Here is a 17,335-nt window from a genome sequence, read left to right on the forward strand (position 1 = left end):
CAGAAATATCACACCTTTTTTGACGCTACCATTCTGCGCATCCTATAAGGACGCGTTTTGGATATTAAGACCTTAGCGGACCCTTCAGGCCATGAATAAAAACCTGCGTTTCAGCCACAAAATCCTGCTTGCTGCCTCCCTTATCGTCATCGCCGCCTTCGCGTTGTTTACGCTTTATAACGACTACCTGCAACGCAACGCAATTCGCGAAGATCTCAACAATTACCTGCATGAAATGGGTGATGTCACTGCCAGCAACATTCAAACCTGGCTAACCGGACGCATTGTCCTGGTGGAAAACGCGGCACAAAATATTGCGATCAATCCCGACCCCAAGGTGGTCGCCAGCCTGCTGGAACAGAAAGCCCTGACCTCCTCGTTCATGGCAACCTACGTGGGCGACAGCCAGGGCGCGTTCACTATCCGCCCCGACACCAAGATGCCGGACGGTTTCGACCCACGCGTTCGTCCTTGGTACAAAGGCGCCCAGAGCAGCAATGGTTCGACCCTGACCGAACCCTATATCGATGCCGCGACGGGGCAATTGATCATTTCCATCGCGACCCCCAGCGCCCAGGGCAGCCAGAGCATCGGCGTGGTCGGCGGCGACCTGAGCCTGCAAACCCTGGTGGACAACATCGGCGCGCTGAACTTCGGCGGCATGGGTTATGCGTTCCTGGTCAGCGCCGACGGCAAGGTGCTGGTCCACCCGGACAAAAACCTGGTGATGAAAACCCTGGCCGACGTCTACCCGAAACACACACCGAAGATCAGCGGCGACTTCAGTGAAGTCGAGGCCAACGGCAAGGACAACATCGTGACCTTTACACCGATCAAGGGCCTGCCGTCGGTGAACTGGTACCTTGGTATTTCCGTGGATAAAGCCACCTCCTTCGCCATGCTCAGCGAATTCCGCACCTCGGCGATCATCGCCACGATCATTGCCGTGGTAATCATCATCGCCTTGCTCGGCATGCTGATCCGAGTGCTGATGCAACCGCTGCACGTGATGACTCGCGCCATGCAGGACATCGCCGATGGCGAGGGCGACCTGACCCGTCGCCTGAGCATCCAGAATCACGACGAATTCGGCATCCTGGGTAATGCGTTCAACCGCTTCGTGGAGCGGATTCATACGTCGATCCGCGAAGTGTCCTCGGCCACCGGGCAGGTCAATGAAGTCGCCCTGCGGGTGGTCAGCGCGTCCAACTCGTCGATGATCAATTCCGACGAGCAGGCCAACCGCACCAACAGCGTCGCCGCGGCCATCAACCAATTGGGGGCCGCCGCCCAGGAAATCGCGCGTAACGCCGCACAAGCCTCGAACCAGGCCAGCGATGCGCGGCACTTGGCCGAAGACGGTCAGCAGGTGGTTGAACGCAATATCAAGGCAATGACTCAGTTGTCCGCGATGATCAGTGCTTCCAGCAGCAACATCGAAGCACTTAACAGCAAAACGGTGAATATCGGGCAAATCCTCGAAGTGATCACCAGCATCTCTCAGCAAACCAACCTGCTGGCGCTCAACGCCGCCATTGAGGCAGCGCGCGCCGGGGAGGCCGGACGTGGGTTTGCGGTGGTGGCCGACGAAGTGCGCAACCTGGCGCACCGCACCCAGGAATCGGCACAACAGGTGCAAACGATGATCGAGGAGCTGCAAGTCGGCGCCCGGGATTCGGTCAGTACCATGAGCGAAAGCCAGCGCCACAGCCTCGACAGCGTGGAAATCGCCAACCTGGCCGGCGAACGCTTGAACAGCGTGACCCAGCGCATCGGCGAGATCGATGGGATGAACCAGTCGGTCGCCACCGCCACCGAGGAGCAGACCTCGGTGGTCGAGTCGATCAACATGGACATCACCGAGATCAACACACTCAATCAGGAAGGCGTGGAAAACCTGCAATCGACCCTGCGCGCCTGCGCCGACCTGGAACAGCAGGCGGCACGGCTGAAGCATCTGGTGGGCAGTTTCCGTATCTGACCGACACCACAGAACCTTGTGGGAGCACAGGTCCGCCTTGCGCCCACATTGACCTTTATCAACTTGAGCGCGCGCGCCCCCAATTCCGATCGAACATCTATCATTACCTCAGGTCCACGTAAGGAGAGCTACGGATCGGAGGAATGTTCATCGTGCATATCGCGGACATCACCATGTTCTACGCCCCCGCCAGCGGTGGCGTACGCACTTATCTCGACGCCAAGCACCGGCGTCTGACGCTCAAACCCGGCATTCGCCACAGCCTGTTGGTCCCCGGCGCACACTTGAGCGAACGGGATGGGATATTCAAGGTGCCGGCCCCCGCCCTCCCCTTCGGCAAGGGCTACCGCTTCCCCCTTCGGCTCGCGCCTTGGCGAAATGTCCTGCACGATTTACAGCCCGATCTGATCGAAGTCGGCGACCCGTACCTGACCGCCTGGGCGGCGCTGGATGCACGACGCCAACTGGATGTGCCCGTCATTGGTTTTTATCACTCGGATCTGCCGCTGCTGGTGAGTAACCGCATGGGGTCGTGGTTTACCCCGAACGCTGAAGCCTACGTCAGCAAACTCTATGGGAATTTCGACCGGGTACTGGCGCCCAGCCAAGTGATGGCTGACAAGCTCATCGGGCTTGGGGTGAATAATGTCTTCGTGCAGCCGCTGGGGGTCGACCTGCAAACGTTCTGCCCGGACGTCCGCGACCCGGGCTTGCGCGCCGAACTGGGGATCGCCGCGGATACCCGGCTGCTGATCTTCGCCGGGCGCGGTTCCAAGGAAAAAAACCTGCCGCTGCTGCTCAACTGCATGAAACGCCTGGGGGACAACTACCACTTGCTGTTGGTGGGCTCCGGCATGCCGGCCAGCGTACCGGACAACGTCACCGTGATCGATGGGTTCCGCCCCGCCCAGCATGTCGCCCGGCTGATGGCCAGCGCCGACGCACTGCTGCATGGCGGCGATCAGGAAACCTTCGGCCTGGTAATACTGGAGGCCATGGCCTGCGGCATACCGGTGGTCGCCGTGGCGGCCGGCGCATTTACCGAGATCATTGACGAGCGCTGCGGCCTGCTGTGTACGCCCAATAATCCAAGGGCCATGGCCGATGCGGTGCGCGAACTGTTCGGTGCCGACAGCCGTCGCCTGGGCGCGCAGGCTCGGCGTCATGTCGAACAGCATTACGCCTGGGAGACGGTCGTCGACAGCCTGTTGACGCACTATTATGCGGTGCTGGGCAGCCACAAGCCGATGCTCGCCCATGGATGAGCGTTCGGTACTGCTGGTGCTGCACGATGTAGCGCCGCAGACCTGGGCCGACTACCGCCCATTCGTCGCAGCCGTCGACGCGTTGGGCGGCGTGCCCATCACCTGGCTGGTGGTGCCGGAGTTTCATCATCATGACGCCCTGACCGCCCATGGCGACTTTCGCCGCCTGCTGGACAGCCGCGTGGCCAAGGGCGATGAGCTGACCTTGCACGGCTACTACCATTGCGACGACCAACCGGCTCCGCGCACCCCTAAAGCCTGGTTCATGCGGCGCCTGTATACCCATGAGGGTGAGTTCTACCAACTGCGCCAGGATCAGGCGCTGCAGCGTATCAGCGATGGCATCGAGGTATTCCGTCGCTACGACTGGCCGCTGCAAGGCTTTGTCGCTCCCGCCTGGCTGATGAGCCGCGGCACCCGCGAGGCACTGCGCCAATTGCCGCTGACCTACACCAGCGACCCGCAGCATTTGTACCGGCTACCCGACTTCACGCCGGTCAACGCCCCGGGGCTGGTGTGGAGTGCGCGCAGTGCCTGGCGCCGAGGTCTGTCCAAGTGTCTCAGCGATCGACGGGAACAGCGCTGGCAGGCGGCCCCGGTGATTCGCCTGGGACTGCACCCGGTGGACATGCGCCACGATTTTTCCCGCCGCTACTGGCTTGAAACCCTACAACGCCTGCTCAATGCCGGACGCACACCACTGACCAAGGCCGCTTGGCTGGCCACCCAGCCATGAGCCGGGTGATCTGGCTGCTGCTGGGCCTGCTGCTGGCGCTGGCGATTCCCGTGTGGCTGGGAGGTGGCGAAACCGTTACGCGCCTGAAGCAATTCCCGCTGCCTCAACTGTCGCTGATGTTCGGCATGATTATCCTGTGCTGGCTGATCAACAGCGTGCGTATCCGCTTATTACTGGGCGAGCAACGCGGCCAACTGGGGCGACTCAACAGCCTGGGCGTGGTGATATCGACCGAATTCGCCATGTGCGCCACGCCCGGAGGCAGCGGCGGGCCACTGACACTGATGGTCCTGCTGGCGCGCAACGGCATACGTCCGGCCCATGGCAGCGCGGTGTTCGCCATGGATCAGTTGAGCGACTTGCTGTTTTTTTTCTGCGCACTGCTGGGGATCGCGTTGTACGCAGTGTTCCACAGCCTCAGCCCACGCCTGGAGTGGCTGTTGGGGCTCAGTGCGGCATCGATGGTGGGCGCAGTGTTCAGCGCTGTGCTGCTGGTGCGCTTTCATCGCCGCCTGATACGCCTGAGCGGCACCTTGCTCCAGCGATGCAAGGTAAGCGCCGCGACTCGCCGGCGCTGGGCGCGCAAAGTATTGCGCTTCCTGGCGGCATTTACCCAAACGCTGAAATTGCCGTGGCGCACCCTGTCCGCCGTGTTTGCCTTGACCAGCCTGCATTGGATACTGCGCTACAGCGTGCTTTACCTTGCGGTGCAAGGGTTGGGAGGCGATGTGCAGTGGGCCTGGAGTTTCCTGATCCAGATGCTGTCGCTGACGGCGGGCCAGTTCAGCCTTATGCCCGGCGGGGCCGGTGCGGCGGAGTTGACGTCAGCGGCCTTGCTCGCGCCCTGGCTGGGCAAATCCAGCGCAGCGGCGGCGATTCTGATCTGGCGGGCGGTGACCTACTATTTCTATCTGCTGGCCGGTGGGCCGGTGTTTCTGCTGATGCTCGGCAGGCCGCTGCTCAAGCGTCTGTTTCAGGGGACGCCGGCCGTTTCTGCAACTCGTCCCACAATTGGGCTGCCCCAGGAAAGTCAGTACCATCCTCGGCCTCCAGCTCATCCGGGTCATAGCGACTCAGACACCCCTCGCCCAACGTAGCGGGCGCCCTGGACGTAGCTTTATCGAGTGGATCGGTCATGGGCTTGTCCTGCTGGGCAGATCAATGAAAAAAGGCCTGGGACGATTTAACGCCCAGGCCCTTCATTCTTCAATCAAAACGCGTTGATCAGAACACGACTGTTTTGTTGCCGTGTACCAGCACGCGGTCTTCCAAGTGATAGCGCAGGCCACGGGCCAGGACCATTTTCTCGACGTCACGGCCGAAGCGCACCATGTCATCAATGCTGTCGCTGTGGCTGACACGCACCACGTCCTGCTCGATGATCGGGCCGGCGTCCAGTTCTTCGGTAACGTAATGGCACGTTGCGCCAATCAACTTCACGCCACGCAGGGAAGCCTGGTGGTACGGTTTGGCACCGACAAACGACGGCAGGAAGCTGTGGTGAATGTTGATCACCTTGCCGGCGTATTCGCGGCACAGTTCCGGCGGCAGGATCTGCATGTAGCGCGCCAGCACCACGACATCGGTTTCATGCTGCTTGACCAGGCGGGACACCTCGGCGAACGCCGGTTCCTTGTCCTGCGGGTTGACCGGCACATGGTAGTACGGGATGCCATGCCACTCGACCATGCTACGCAGGTCGTCATGGTTGGAGATCACGCAGGCGATCTCACAGTCCAGCTCGTCGCTGTGCCAGCGGTGCAGCAAGTCCGCCAGGCAGTGCGATTCACGGCTGGCCATCAACACCACACGTTTTTTCTGCTCGGTATCGCTGATGTGCCAGATCATCGAAAACTCTTCGGCGATCGGCGCAAACGCCTCGCGAAACGCCTCAAGGCCAAAGGGCAGCGTATCGGCACGGATTTCGTGGCGCATGAAGAACCAACCGCTGAGATTGTCCGAGTGATGGCTCGCCTCGGTGATCCAGCCGTTGTGGGAGGCCAGAAAGTTACTGACTTTGGCAACGATGCCAACCCGGTCCGGGCAAGCGATCACCAGCCGAAAAGTGTGCATTAGGGGAAAACTCCAGAACTTCGCAAAGGCGCTCATTCTAGCGATTACGCAGAAAAACTGCAGTATCCGTTGACGCTTATTCTGCCCTCGCCTTGACCACACCCCTTAATAACGTAGGGTTTTACCACCGCTATATGCATGTGCATCGGCACGCTCAGGCAGTTAGCGAAAATTAAGCAGGTAGTCTTTGCCCATACCCGCTACTAATTAACTCGTTTGCATAGATTTGCCACAAACATTCAAAGTAATTCACATAAATGTTCCCTTAAATGTTTACTTGGGGAAATAGCCTGACTATTATTGAGCCACTATCCCTGTCAATCAGCGCTCTACATAAGGTAGTCCACATGTCCCTGATCAACGAATACCGTGCCACCGAAGAAGCTATCAAAGAGCTGCAAGCCCGTTTGAAGAATCTGTCCCAAGACGACAAACTGCAAACCGAGCTGGAATTCGAAGGCAAACTGCGTACCCTGATGGGCGAATACTCCAAATCCCTGCGTGACATCATCGCGCTGCTGGATCCAGAGTCTAAAGTTAAAGCACCGCGCGGCGCAGTGAAAACTACCGGCACCAAGCGTGCCCGCAAGGTCAAGCAATACAAAAACCCGCACAACGGCGAAGTGATTGAAACCAAAGGCGGCAACCACAAGACGCTGAAAGAGTGGAAAGCCAAGTGGGGCGGTGACGTGGTTGAAGGCTGGGCTACCCTGCTGGGCTAAGCCTCGCCAGGCTCTTGCCTGATACGCGACAGACGAAAAACGCCAGCTTGCTGGCGTTTTTTATTGTCTGAATAATCTGCAATTGCCTGATTACAGATTGAACCGAACGGCTAAAGAGTCAGCATACTCCTGCCATTGATCCAGCACCTGACGCTGAAACGGCGTGGCACTAACAGCCAATTCAATACGAGCACGTTTAAATGCCTCCAAGGTATTGGGTGCCCCCCATTCGCCATCTGACAAGCGTTGCTGACAGAAAAGTTTCCAGCGTTGTTGCTCCTCGCTGTTCAAGGTTGCAGGAAAGTTGCGCGCACGGTAGCGAAATAATAATTCCGGCAAACGCTGATCATCAAAGGGCCACTGCTGCCGCGCCAATTGCGCCGGCTCTGCCGCGCGGACTTGTTCGCACAAACGACGGTCGCGGTCACCGATAAAACCATCATAGAGCTGCTGCTCCGGGTCCGAACTCGGTGCAAAATCTTCCTCGGCATAAATCTCCGCCAACTTGTCGCGCCAAACTTCCTGTGCGTCAGTTAGCCGCAGCGCCCGCGCCTGATAAGCGTCCATATCCAATTGCAGTCGTTCACGGTCTTGCGCCCGCAGCACATTCAATGGCGCCACCACCGGGCAGCGGTTGATATGCAACAACTTGAGCGGTACCGGTAACTCGCCTGCGGCCAGGTCATCACGACGGGTGTAGAGGCGCTGACGCAAGGTATTGGCGTCGAGGTCCAGCAGCCCTTGCGGATCAAGGCCCAGGTCACAGACGATCAATGCGTTGCGATTGCGCGGGTGCCAGGCCAGGGGCAGTACGACGCCGAGGAAATGGCGCTCGGCTGAAAAACGCCCGGAGATATGCACCATCGGTTGCAGCAGCCGCACCTGGTCCATCACCCGTTGCTTGCTGCGCAATTGGAATAGCCAGTCGTACAACCTGGGCTGTTTTTCACGGACCAATCGGGCCAGGGCAATGGTCGCGCGCACGTCGGACAACGCATCGTGGGCCTGGCCATGGGCGATCCCGTTGGCCTCGGTCAAACGCTCCAACTTGAGGGTGACACGCCCATCCTGCTCGGGCCAGACGATTCCCTCCGGGCGCAGCGCGTAGGCGGTACGCATCACATCGATCAAGTCCCAGCGGCTGTTCCCGCCCTGCCATTCACGCGCGTAGGGGTCGAAGAAATTGCGATAGAGACTGTAACGGGTCATTTCATCGTCAAACCGCAGGGTGTTGTAACCCACCCCACAGGTACCGGGGGCCGCCAGTTCGGCATGCACCCGCGTCATGAAATCGGCTTCGGCCAAGCCTTTTTCCGCCAGCATGCGCGGGGTGATGCCGGTAATCGCACAGGCGGCCGGATGGGGCAGGATATCGTCGCTGGGTTGGCAATACAGGTTGACCGGCGGGCCAACCTCGTTGAGGTCGACATCGGTGCGAATACCGGCGACCTGGAGGGGACGATCGCTGCGCGGGTTGATGCCGGTGGTTTCATAGTCGTACCAGAAAAGAGTGGTCACGGGCTATTCCTGTGCTGAAGATCGACAAAGTCTAGGCGCTGGAAGGTGCCTGAGGCCAGCGCCAGATCAACTGTATAAACATCCAGCAAAACCTTGAATGGTTGCTTCCATCGCCGACACTGCTAGCATCCGAGTCTTCCAACCGCTCTGCGCTGCCAAGGATCGCGATGCCATCAGCTCCATTGGATACCCGTTACCAGATCGAGACCCCAGAGGGCATCGACCTGCCCTTGCGCCCGGCCGGCCTGCTGCCACGTGCGCTGGCCTTCGCCTTCGACCTGGGCGTGCGCGGGTTGCTCATGGGCATCCTGCTGGTTCCGTTGGCCCTGCTCGGCAACATCGGCATAGGGCTGGGCTCGTTGCTGCTGTTCCTGGTCAGTTGGTGGTACATGGTGCTGTTTGAAGTACTCAACCAGGGCTGCTCGCCGGGCAAGCAGGTCATGGGGATGCGCGTGGTACAGGATGACGGCACGCCCATCGGCTGGTCGGCCTCACTCATCCGCAACCTGCTGCGCTTTGTCGATATGCTGCCGTTCGGCTACTTTCTCGGCGCCATCAGTTGCCTGCAGCACCCTAACTTCAAACGGCTCGGTGATCTGGCGGCCGGCACGCTGGTGGTCTACCGCGAACTGCCATTGGCACGCCCCAAGGTGCCGCAAGCCCCTGCCCTGCGCCTGCCATTTGCCCTGGACCTGAGCGAACAGCGCGCCATCCTCAATTTCGCCGAGCGCCAGGGCGAACTGTCCGCCGAGCGAGTACAGGAACTGGCCTCGATCCTCGCCACGCCCCTGCAGGTGTCCCCGGCTCGCGCTGTCGAGCAGCTCAACGGCGTGGCCCGTGGCTTGCTGGGGCCGACATGAAACAGAGCCTGTTCGAAAGCCGTCATCAGCCCCAATGGCAAGCATTCGCCGAACAACTGACGCAGTTGGAACAAGGCAAGGCCAAGGCCGCTGAGCTGGCTGATTTCCCTCATCAGTATCGACGCCTGTGCCAGCACCTGGCCATGGCCCAGGAGCGCGGCTACAGCAGTTACCTGGTGGACCCGCTGCAACAACTGGCCCTGCGCGGCCACCAACAACTGTATCGCCACCGCAGCCAATTGGGTGCGAACGTATTGGCTTTCCTGCTGGCCGGTTTCCCCCGGCTGGTGCGTGAACAGTGGCGCTTCGTGCTGATCGCCAGCCTGCTGTTCTTCGGCAGCCTGGTGGGTATTGCACTGCTGGTGTACCTGTTTCCCGAACTGATCTACAGCGTCGTCAGCCCCCAGCAGGTGGCCGAGATGCATAGCATGTACGACCCGGACGCCAGTCGCCTGGGCCGCGTCGCCGAACGTGCATCCAGTGAAGACTGGATGATGTTCGGCTACTACGTGATGCACAACATCGGCATCGCCTTCCAGACCTTTGCCGCGGGCTTGCTGTTCGGCCTGGGCAGCGTGTTCTTTCTGATATTCAACGGCCTGATCATCGGTGCGATCTCCGGGCACCTCACTGAAATCGGCTACGGCCAGACCTTCTGGTCGTTTGTCATCGGCCACGGTGCCTTCGAACTCAGCGCAATTGCCCTGGCTGGCGCGGCAGGCTTGCAGTTGGGCTGGGCGTTGATCGCCCCGGGGCACCTGACACGCGGTGAATCCCTGCGGCTGGCGGCACGTAAAAGCGTGCAGATGCTCTGCGGTGTCATGCTGTTCCTGCTGATCGCAGCATTTATCGAAGCCTACTGGTCTTCCACCACCGCGATCGCGCCTTGGATCAAATACCTGGTGGGCGCGGGGCTCTGGCTACTGGTGGCCGCCTACCTGACCCTTGCCGGACGGACTCGCCATGCGCCTGAGTGATGCCAGCGTAGTGATTCGCCCGCGAACATCATGGGAAGCCATGGACCTGGGCGTGTTAATGGCCCAGGAACATCGACTACTGCTGATGGCCAGTTGGGCGCTGGTGAGCCTGCCGATATTCATCGCGCTTAGCGTTCTGTTGTGGCAATACCCGTCCACGGCCTTGTTTGTGTTCTGGTGGTTGAAGCCGGCCTTCGACCGGCTGCCCCTGTATATCCTGTCCAAGGCCCTGTTTGGCGAGACGCCCAGCCTGAAACAGGCCGTGCGTCACTGGCCGCGCCTGCTCAAGGGCCAACTCCTGGCCAGCCTGACCTGGCGGCGACTGAGCCTGAGCCGCAGCTTTTTGATGCCGGTCAGCCAACTCGAGGGCCTGGATGGTCAGGCACGCCAAAAACGCCTGGGCGTGCTGCAGCAACACAACGCCGGCGCAGCGCGCTGGTTGACCACGCTCGGTGTACACCTGGAAATCGGCCTGTGGTTCGGCTGCATGGCGCTGTTCTATCTGTTCATCCCCCAGCAGGTTGAACTGGATTGGGACTGGCAACGGCTGGCCCTGGCAACCGGCCCGGAGGGGTTGTGGCTGGAACACCTGAGCAACGCTTTCTACGCGCTGGTCCTGGTGTTCTGGGAACCGATCTACGTCGCCTGTGGCTTCAGCCTCTACCTCAACCGTCGCACCGTGCTGGAAGCGTGGGACCTTGAGCTGGTTTTTCGCCGCCTGCGCCAGCGCCTGAGCAGCGCGGCCCCGTTGCTACTGCTGGTGATCGGGCTGATGCTGCTGCCGCTGGGCCGACCCGCGATGGCCGATGACTCGCCCCCCACCCGGCAAGTCACCCCCCAATCCGCCAGCCAATCGATCAAGGCGCTGCTGGACAAGCCTCCGTTCAAAAATCCGGAAACCGTCACGCGCTATCGCTTTGCTGACGAAAAACCCAACACCAAGCCCCAGGCACGCGGTGAGGGCAAACTACCGGCCTGGCTGCAAGCACTGCTGGACAACTTCAACAGCGACGCCTTCAAGCACCTCGCCCAAGGCCTGGAGGTGCTGCTGTGGAGTCTGTTGGCGGGCGGCGTGGCGTTGCTCGCCTGGCGTTATCGCGAGTGGCTGCGCACCTTTGTCAGCCGGCGCGGGCCACGCCAACCCAAGCTCGCCAAACCGACACCCACCCAACTGTTCGGCCTGGAGCTGGGCGCCGAAACCCTGCCCGATGACATTGCCAGCGCCGCCGAGCGACTATGGCCCAACCACCCCAGGGAAGCACTGGGCCTGTTGTATCGCGGGCTACTCAGTCGGTTACTGCACGACTTCAACCTGCCACTGAAAACCGCCGACACCGAAGGCCAGGTCCTGGAACGCGTTCAACGCTTGCAACAACCACAATTGCTGGCATTCAGCGACGAATTGACCCGGCACTGGCAAAACCTCGCCTACGGGCACCGCCTTCCGCCCGCGGTGGTACAGCAGCAGTTGTGCAACGATTGGCGCACCCTGTTCAGCTCGGGAGTCGCCCGATGAAGCGGCCATTGCTGTGGGTGGGGTTGCTGCTTGCTTGCCTGCTGGGGGCGGGCGGCCTGTATGTGTGGCACAAGGCAATGCCTTATGACGAAGTGGTGGATCGCGGCCCTTCACCCGAAGCATTGGGCAATCCCTACCTGGCGGCCGAACACTTTCTGCGCCAGCAAGGCCTGGCGGTGGAACGTGCCAGCGGCCTTGAACGGCTCTCCGATCTGCCCCCAAAAGGCCGCAGCCTGTTGCTGCTGGGCGAACGCGACAACATGACCCCGCGCCAGGTGGATCAACTGCTGAACTGGGCAAAGTCCGGTGGCCACCTGCTGGTGGTGGCCGAAGCGCTGTGGGATGAAGAAACCGCTAAAAGCGGCGACCTGCTGCTCGACAGCCTGCATATCCAGCAGACCTTGAGCGACGAATCCGAGCAACCCGCTCCGGCACGCAAACAGAAAAAACCGGACCTGACCAAGCTCTATGTCGACAATGAAACCGCCCCGGCGTATTTCAGCTTCGATACCGACTTCAATCTCACCGACCCCAAGCACCTGGCCCAGTTCTCCGCCAACAGCGCCAGGTCCAGCCACCTGATGCAACTCAATCTCGGCCAAGGCCGTGTGACAGTCGTCACCGACAGCGACTTATGGAAAACCCCGGGAATCGGCCAACACGATAACGCCTGGCTGCTGTGGTACCTCAACCAGGGCACCGACGTGAGCCTGCTGTTCAACAGCGACGTGGACGACCTGTTCACCTTGTTGATGCGCTATTTCCCCCAGGCGCTGGTGGCGCTCGCCGCGCTGATCGCCCTGGCGCTCTGGCAGGCCGGCATGCGCCAAGGCCCGATCCAGGCGCCAGCGCCCAGAGCACGCCGACAACTGCAGGAACACTTGCAGGCCAGCGCCGACTTCCTGCTGCGCCGCAGCGGCCAGGGCACCCTGTTGCACGCCTTGCAGCGCGATATCCTGCGCGCCGCAAGGCGGCGCCACCCTGGCTTTGAACACCTAAACACCGCAGACCAGTGGCAGGTGCTTGAACACCTGACGCGCCAACCCTCTCACGTGATCAGCCAGGCCCTTGGCCCCCTTGCGGCAAAACGGCTTTCCAGCGCCGATTTCAGCCGCCAGGTGGCGTGCCTGCAAACGCTCAGGAATGCACTATGACCCCGCATTCTGTGACGAAGGTGCGTGGTACAACGCCAGCAAGAGAGCGCTGCGCCTCGACTCTGAGGTTCAGCGCCTCGTGGAATCCACACCCAGAGTGAGAACCAACCTGGAGTGCCTGATCCGTCGCCTGATTGCCCCGGCCGAGTCTCTGGACGCACAAGCCCCGGCAGACCTCAAAGGCCGTGTTTGGTTATATCGCATTTGTGCGGCAAGACTGTCGGTCGAGTTTCGTCGTTGAATCCAAACACGTTAACTAAAGCGACAAGTAAGCCCGCCTGTTTAGAAGATATTCAACGGGTACTCAGTAATCAGACGCGTCTGCACCAAATGCCCCCCGGTAGAAGCATCGCCATCGTGCCAGGCCTCCCGCAGGTGAACAGTCAGTTTCTTGGCCGGGCCACTCTGTACGACGTATTTCACTTCGGCGTCGGTTTCGTGTTCCTGGTCGTTGGCGCCATAGGCCCCGGCGTAGGCCGAGTTACTGGCAGTATGCGTACCGTCGATGCCAGAACCGCGAATATGACGAGCCATGAAGCTCAGGCCCGGGACGCCAAAGGAACTCATGTCCAAGTCATAGCGCATCTGCCAGGACTTCTCGCCCGGGCCATTGAAGTCGGAGTACTGCACCGAATCAGCGAGGTTGATCGAGTTACCGTAGCGGCCGGCACCGACACCAGCGTTGGTCTCCCCAAAGCCGACATAGTCGAACGGTTCGTCACCATGGATCTTCTGTCCGGCCAGGGTGAAGGTGTGCGCGCCCAGGGTGTAGGCAGCCGCCAGCGAGGCTGCAGTGGTGTCGATGGTGCCGGCCTTGGCGCTGCCGTCGTCCAGTGTGCGATAGAGGTTGAAATCCAGTGCGACGGATTGGTCAACGGCCAATGGATGAACAAGGTTCAAGTTGACGTAGTACTGGTTCCAAACGTCTTCCAGGCGCGCTCCGTACAGCGACGCGGTGAATTCCTTACTGAACTGGTACTTGCCACCCGCGAAGCTGGCCGACGCCGCTTCCACACCCGCATAGCTGGCGAGAATGTCGCCGCTGCGCGACGTGGTGGTGTTACCGGTACCGGCGGTGTAATGACCGGCCTCCAGGTTCAGGCCCGTGATTTCATGACTGTCGATCTGGAAGCCTGATGCGGTCTGTGGCATCAGGTAGTTATCAGCGGTGGCAAACACCGGCGACGTGGGCTGCAAGTCGCCGACCTTGAGCGTGGTATTGGAAACACGGAACTTGACGTCACCGCCGGCCTTCGCGAGGCCGTGATCCGGATGGCCATTGGCATCGGATGGAATGTTCGGGCCTCCGGCACGGTCGGTGCTCCCGTCGATGCGCAACGCCAGGTCGGCAAACGCATCAATGCCGACGCCGATGGTGCCTTGGGTGAAGCCCGAGCTGAAGGTCGCCATCAGCGCTTGACTCCAGTCACGGGTGTGGGTGCCGCTGCCGTTCTGGTTCCAGAACATGTTGCGATTCAGAATATTTAAACTGCTGTCCGCGACAAACCCCTTGGAATCGGACTGATCGCTGGCATAGCTCATGGCCGGCAAGGCAAATGCCAGCGCCACGGCCAAGGTATTGAGTTGAAGTGCCGATTGGCGTTTTTTCATTATTTTTGCTCCAGTGCACGATGTCGTGTTGGAGCATTAAGGCGATAGCCCAGACGATCAACAAATGAAACCAGATGAATATTCTGATATTAAACTTGGCGGCTAAACAAGCCAGCTTGTTACTCGAGAGCGGCTGCTTTTGCCCAACGCTGTTGAAAAAGTGGCTCTCCTGCCGCCCTATAACGAGCTGCCCGTTGCAGCCGGAGAGGCGAGAGAGCGTCTTATTGAGGTTTACAAAGCATAGCCAGTCTGTAGTGTCTTCTCTTGAGCGGCCACACTTCCATTGCCCTTGGCATCAGGGGATGATCCGGAAGGCAGTGCCACTGGCGCCTGGAGGCATCCCTCCAAACCGAAGCGGGTCATTATGGCCGACGCGTCGTCTGTCGAGCACCCAAAGTCGGGGACTATCATGGAATGAAAGTTGTGCATATCGACCTGATTCCATTCATCCGGCCCATAAAAACCCAACAATAGTTAGATTAGGTAAGTATCTGATTTATGGATAATACAACCAATGTAACAATGAATAAGGCTCCGGAAATCATCAGCGAATTTCCAACACCCACTGCCCTGACCACCGAAACCCTGCAACACGCCAGCCGCCAAGCCCAGGCGTTGCGTGTTGAGCTGCGCAAGGCGGTGATTGGCCAGGACCAGGTGATCGACGACGTCCTCACCGCCTTGATCGCCGGCGGCCACGTGCTGCTTGAAGGCGTACCCGGCCTGGGCAAGACCTTGTTGGTTCGGGCCCTGGCCCGTTGCTTCGGCGGCGACTTCGCGCGCATCCAGTTCACGCCGGACCTGATGCCCAGCGATGTCACCGGGCACGCCGTGTACGACCTGCACACCGAGCAGTTCAAGCTGCGCAAGGGGCCGTTGTTTACCCACCTGTTGCTGGCCGACGAGATCAACCGCGCGCCGGCCAAGACCCAGGCCGCCTTGCTCGAGGCCATGCAGGAGCGCCAAGTGACCCTTGAGGGCGAAGCGCTGCCCATCGGCCAACCGTTCATGGTGCTGGCCACCCAGAACCCCATCGAGCAGGAAGGCACCTACCCGCTGCCCGAGGCCGAACTGGACCGTTTCATGCTCAAGGTGCGGATGGACTACCCCGACTCCCAACAAGAGCTGGAGATGGTGCGCGAAGTCACGCGCTCATCCCGGGCCGACATGCTCGATGTACAACCCCTGCGCACCGTGCTGCAAGCCGAGGACGTGTTGCAACTGCAACAGATCGCCAGCGAACTGGCGCTGGATGAGCAAGTACTCGACTACGCCGTGCGCCTGGCACGGGCCACCCGCAGTTGGCCGGGGCTGACCATCGGTGCCGGCCCACGCGCATCCATTGCCCTGGTGCGCGGCGCCCGTGCCCGCGCCTTGCTGCGCGGGGGCGAGTTCGTCACCCCGGACGACATCAAGGGCTGCGCCCTGGCGGTGCTGCGTCATCGCGTTCGCATCGCCCCCGAGCTGGATATCGACGGACTGGAAGTGGACCAGGTCCTCCAGCAACTGCTGGACCAGATTTCGGCACCTCGGCAATGACCCATCCATGAAGCCGACCCGTCTGCTGTTGATCTGGCTCGGCGTGCTGCTGGGCCTGAATATATTGCTGGGCGCCGCACAGGCGTTGCAACTCCCGGTGCCCGACAGCCTGCATTCGGTGGCCTGGGGTCTGCTGCTGGCGCTGTTGTTGCTGGCGCTATTGGACGCGATGCGCCTGCGCCGTCGTCCGTCCGCGCGAGTACAACGGCAGATGCCCGGCAGCCTGGCATTGGGGCGCTGGGGCGAAGTACGCCTGACGCTTGAACACGATTACCCACAACCGCTGACGGTGCAGGTGTTCGATCACGTCCCCGACGGCCTGAGCCTGGAACACATGCCGCAGTCGATCGAACTGCGCCCCGGCGAACGCAGCGAACTGGGCTATCGGCTGCGCCCCCTGCGGCGTGGGCACTTCAGTTTCAGTCGCTGCGAGCTGCACCTGCCCAGCCCCTTGGGGTTGTGGTCCGCTCGGCGCAGTATTGAGGTCAGCGATGCCACCCGGGTCTATCCGGATTTCGCCCGCCTGTATGGCGCGCAGCTCTTGGGTGTGGATAACTGGCTGAGCCAGTTGGGCGTGCGTCAACGCCAGCGCCGGGGGTTGGGGCTGGAGTTTCATCAACTGCGCGAGTTTCGCGAGGGCGACAGCCTGCGGCAGATCGACTGGAAAGCCACCGCACGCCAACGCACGCCGATCGCCCGGGAATACCAGGACGAACGCGACCAGCAGATCGTGTTCATGCTCGATTGTGGTCGGCGCATGCGCAGCCAGGACGCAGAGCTGTCCCACTTCGATCACGCGCTCAATGCCTGCCTGCTGCTCAGTTATGTTGCCTTGCGCCAGGGCGATGCCGTCGGCCTATGCACCTTTGCCTGCGACCAGCCGCGCTACCTGGCGCCCGTCAAGGGCAGCGGGCAGTTGAATCTGTTGCTCAACACCGTCTACGACCTCGACACCACGCGACGCGCGGCCGACTACGAAGCCGCGGCCAACCAGTTGCTGGCTCGGCAGAAACGCCGGGCGCTGGTGATCGTGGTGAGTAACCTGCGGGATGAGGACGATGAGGCACTGCTGACCGCGGTCAAACGCATCAGCCGGCAACACCGGGTACTGGTCGCCAGCCTGCGCGAAGAAGTACTCGACCAACTGCGCCTTTCGCCGGTGCAAACCCTGCCCGAAGCGCTGGCCTACAGCGGCACCGTCGACTACCTCAATCAACGCGACGAACTGCATGACCGCCTGAACGCCCATGGGTTGTCGGTACTGGATACGCGCCCCTCGGAGTTGGGCGCCGCTCTGGTGACACGTTACCTGGGCTGGAAAAAAGCCGGCGTTCTGTGAAAACAGCGCACACCCCGGCTTGGGTCGCTACACCCAAGCCGGGG

14 protein-coding genes and 1 pseudogene are annotated in these 17,335 nt (G+C 60.9%); 12 read left to right on the forward strand and 3 right to left on the reverse strand.

Annotated features, from left to right (window positions below; genetic code table 11):
* Positions 1 to 91 precede the first annotated feature (91 nt).
* The 5 genes and pseudogenes from AC07W0_RS08010 to gpgF form a co-directional block, all read left to right on the forward strand.
* Positions 92 to 1,123 (forward strand): annotated as a pseudogene (locus AC07W0_RS08010) (HAMP domain-containing protein); the annotation flags it as partial.
* A 93-nt stretch (positions 1,124 to 1,216) separates the two neighbouring features.
* The gene (locus AC07W0_RS08015; protein ID WP_370737559.1) at positions 1,217 to 1,981 is read left to right on the forward strand and encodes a methyl-accepting chemotaxis protein; all 765 of its coding nucleotides are present in this window, start codon (positions 1,217 to 1,219) and stop codon (positions 1,979 to 1,981) included.
* A gap of 143 nt (positions 1,982 to 2,124) precedes the next feature.
* Positions 2,125 to 3,246 (forward strand): N-acetylglucosaminyl phosphatidylglycerol synthase, encoded by a 1,122-nt coding sequence (gene gpgS, locus AC07W0_RS08020; RefSeq protein ID WP_046382247.1) that lies wholly within the window; start codon positions 2,125 to 2,127, stop codon positions 3,244 to 3,246.
* Complete coding sequence (gpgD, locus tag AC07W0_RS08025) at positions 3,239 to 3,982, forward strand: N-acetylglucosaminyl phosphatidylglycerol deacetylase (RefSeq protein ID WP_046490052.1); 744 nt, start codon at positions 3,239 to 3,241, stop codon at positions 3,980 to 3,982. The genes gpgS and gpgD overlap by 8 nt, the downstream gene beginning before the upstream one ends.
* The gene (gene gpgF / locus AC07W0_RS08030) at positions 3,979 to 5,079 is read left to right on the forward strand and encodes a glucosaminyl phosphatidylglycerol flippase (RefSeq protein WP_017847103.1); all 1,101 of its coding nucleotides are present in this window, start codon (positions 3,979 to 3,981) and stop codon (positions 5,077 to 5,079) included. The genes gpgD and gpgF overlap by 4 nt, the downstream gene beginning before the upstream one ends.
* A 127-nt stretch (positions 5,080 to 5,206) precedes the next feature.
* On the opposite strand, the gene purU is transcribed toward gpgF, so the two are convergent.
* Complete coding sequence (purU, locus tag AC07W0_RS08035) at positions 5,207 to 6,055, reverse strand: formyltetrahydrofolate deformylase (RefSeq protein WP_017847102.1); 849 nt, start codon at positions 6,053 to 6,055, stop codon at positions 5,207 to 5,209.
* 347 nt (positions 6,056 to 6,402) lie between these two features.
* On the opposite strand from purU, the gene mvaT reads away from it, so the two are divergent.
* The gene (mvaT, locus tag AC07W0_RS08040) at positions 6,403 to 6,777 is read left to right on the forward strand and encodes a histone-like nucleoid-structuring protein MvaT (RefSeq protein ID WP_005790963.1); all 375 of its coding nucleotides are present in this window, start codon (positions 6,403 to 6,405) and stop codon (positions 6,775 to 6,777) included.
* A gap of 90 nt (positions 6,778 to 6,867) precedes the next feature.
* On the opposite strand, the gene sbcB is transcribed toward mvaT, so the two are convergent.
* The gene (gene sbcB, locus AC07W0_RS08045) at positions 6,868 to 8,295 is read right to left on the reverse strand and encodes an exodeoxyribonuclease I (RefSeq protein WP_017846069.1); all 1,428 of its coding nucleotides are present in this window, start codon (positions 8,293 to 8,295) and stop codon (positions 6,868 to 6,870) included.
* 167 nt (positions 8,296 to 8,462) lie between these two features.
* Between sbcB and AC07W0_RS08050 the strand changes: the two genes are divergently transcribed.
* Genes AC07W0_RS08050 through AC07W0_RS08065 form a run of 4 tightly spaced genes read left to right on the forward strand, consistent with a single transcriptional unit; the run spans position 8,463 to position 12,802 of the window.
* Positions 8,463 to 9,155, forward strand: a complete 693-nt coding sequence (locus AC07W0_RS08050; protein WP_026139913.1) for an RDD family protein — start codon at positions 8,463 to 8,465, stop codon at positions 9,153 to 9,155.
* The gene (locus AC07W0_RS08055) at positions 9,152 to 10,132 is read left to right on the forward strand and encodes a stage II sporulation protein M (RefSeq protein ID WP_046490048.1); all 981 of its coding nucleotides are present in this window, start codon (positions 9,152 to 9,154) and stop codon (positions 10,130 to 10,132) included. The genes AC07W0_RS08050 and AC07W0_RS08055 overlap by 4 nt, the downstream gene beginning before the upstream one ends.
* On the forward strand, positions 10,119 to 11,648 hold the full coding sequence (locus AC07W0_RS08060; RefSeq protein ID WP_046490046.1) for a DUF4129 domain-containing protein: 1,530 nt from the start codon (positions 10,119 to 10,121) through the stop codon (positions 11,646 to 11,648). Before AC07W0_RS08055 ends, AC07W0_RS08060 begins: the two co-directional genes overlap by 14 nt.
* A complete protein-coding gene (locus AC07W0_RS08065) occupies positions 11,645 to 12,802 on the forward strand; it encodes a DUF4350 domain-containing protein (RefSeq protein WP_046490044.1) in 1,158 nt (385 codons plus the stop codon). The genes AC07W0_RS08060 and AC07W0_RS08065 overlap by 4 nt, the downstream gene beginning before the upstream one ends.
* A gap of 282 nt (positions 12,803 to 13,084) precedes the next feature.
* Here AC07W0_RS08065 and AC07W0_RS08070 read toward each other — a convergent pair whose 3' ends face one another.
* Complete coding sequence (locus AC07W0_RS08070) at positions 13,085 to 14,413, reverse strand: OprD family porin (protein WP_102617331.1); 1,329 nt, start codon at positions 14,411 to 14,413, stop codon at positions 13,085 to 13,087.
* A gap of 498 nt (positions 14,414 to 14,911) precedes the next feature.
* Between AC07W0_RS08070 and AC07W0_RS08075 the strand changes: the two genes are divergently transcribed.
* Together AC07W0_RS08075 and AC07W0_RS08080 are read left to right on the forward strand one after the other, a co-directional pair.
* On the forward strand, positions 14,912 to 15,952 hold the full coding sequence (locus AC07W0_RS08075; protein ID WP_186354534.1) for an AAA family ATPase: 1,041 nt from the start codon (positions 14,912 to 14,914) through the stop codon (positions 15,950 to 15,952).
* Positions 15,953 to 15,959: 7 nt separating this feature from the next.
* Positions 15,960 to 17,291 carry a DUF58 domain-containing protein gene (locus AC07W0_RS08080; RefSeq protein ID WP_102617330.1) on the forward strand — a complete coding sequence of 444 codons (1,332 nt, stop codon included), beginning with the start codon at positions 15,960 to 15,962 and terminating at the stop codon, positions 17,289 to 17,291.
* Positions 17,292 to 17,335: the final 44 nt, after the last annotated feature.

Source organism: Pseudomonas sp. GW704-F2 (assembly GCF_059423025.1).

What these genes read in the sequence shown, in the direction of transcription:
- AC07W0_RS08015 (WP_370737559.1), top strand. Translation starts at nt 1,217, where the DNA reads ATGATCAATTCCGACGAGCAGGCCAACCGCACCAACAGCGTCGCCGCG.
- AC07W0_RS08065 (WP_046490044.1), top strand. Translation starts at nt 11,645, where the DNA reads ATGAAGCGGCCATTGCTGTGGGTGGGGTTGCTGCTTGCTTGCCTGCTG.
- AC07W0_RS08060 (WP_046490046.1), top strand. Translation starts at nt 10,119, where the DNA reads ATGCGCCTGAGTGATGCCAGCGTAGTGATTCGCCCGCGAACATCATGG.
- AC07W0_RS08070 (WP_102617331.1), bottom strand. Translation starts at nt 14,413, where the DNA reads ATGAAAAAACGCCAATCGGCACTTCAACTCAATACCTTGGCCGTGGCG.
- mvaT (WP_005790963.1), top strand. Translation starts at nt 6,403, where the DNA reads ATGTCCCTGATCAACGAATACCGTGCCACCGAAGAAGCTATCAAAGAG.
- gpgD (WP_046490052.1), top strand. Translation starts at nt 3,239, where the DNA reads ATGGATGAGCGTTCGGTACTGCTGGTGCTGCACGATGTAGCGCCGCAG.
- AC07W0_RS08050 (WP_026139913.1), top strand. Translation starts at nt 8,463, where the DNA reads ATGCCATCAGCTCCATTGGATACCCGTTACCAGATCGAGACCCCAGAG.
- gpgF (WP_017847103.1), top strand. Translation starts at nt 3,979, where the DNA reads ATGAGCCGGGTGATCTGGCTGCTGCTGGGCCTGCTGCTGGCGCTGGCG.
- AC07W0_RS08075 (WP_186354534.1), top strand. Translation starts at nt 14,912, where the DNA reads ATGGATAATACAACCAATGTAACAATGAATAAGGCTCCGGAAATCATC.
- gpgS (WP_046382247.1), top strand. Translation starts at nt 2,125, where the DNA reads ATGTTCATCGTGCATATCGCGGACATCACCATGTTCTACGCCCCCGCC.
- AC07W0_RS08055 (WP_046490048.1), top strand. Translation starts at nt 9,152, where the DNA reads ATGAAACAGAGCCTGTTCGAAAGCCGTCATCAGCCCCAATGGCAAGCA.
- AC07W0_RS08080 (WP_102617330.1), top strand. Translation starts at nt 15,960, where the DNA reads ATGAAGCCGACCCGTCTGCTGTTGATCTGGCTCGGCGTGCTGCTGGGC.
- purU (WP_017847102.1), bottom strand. Translation starts at nt 6,055, where the DNA reads ATGCACACTTTTCGGCTGGTGATCGCTTGCCCGGACCGGGTTGGCATC.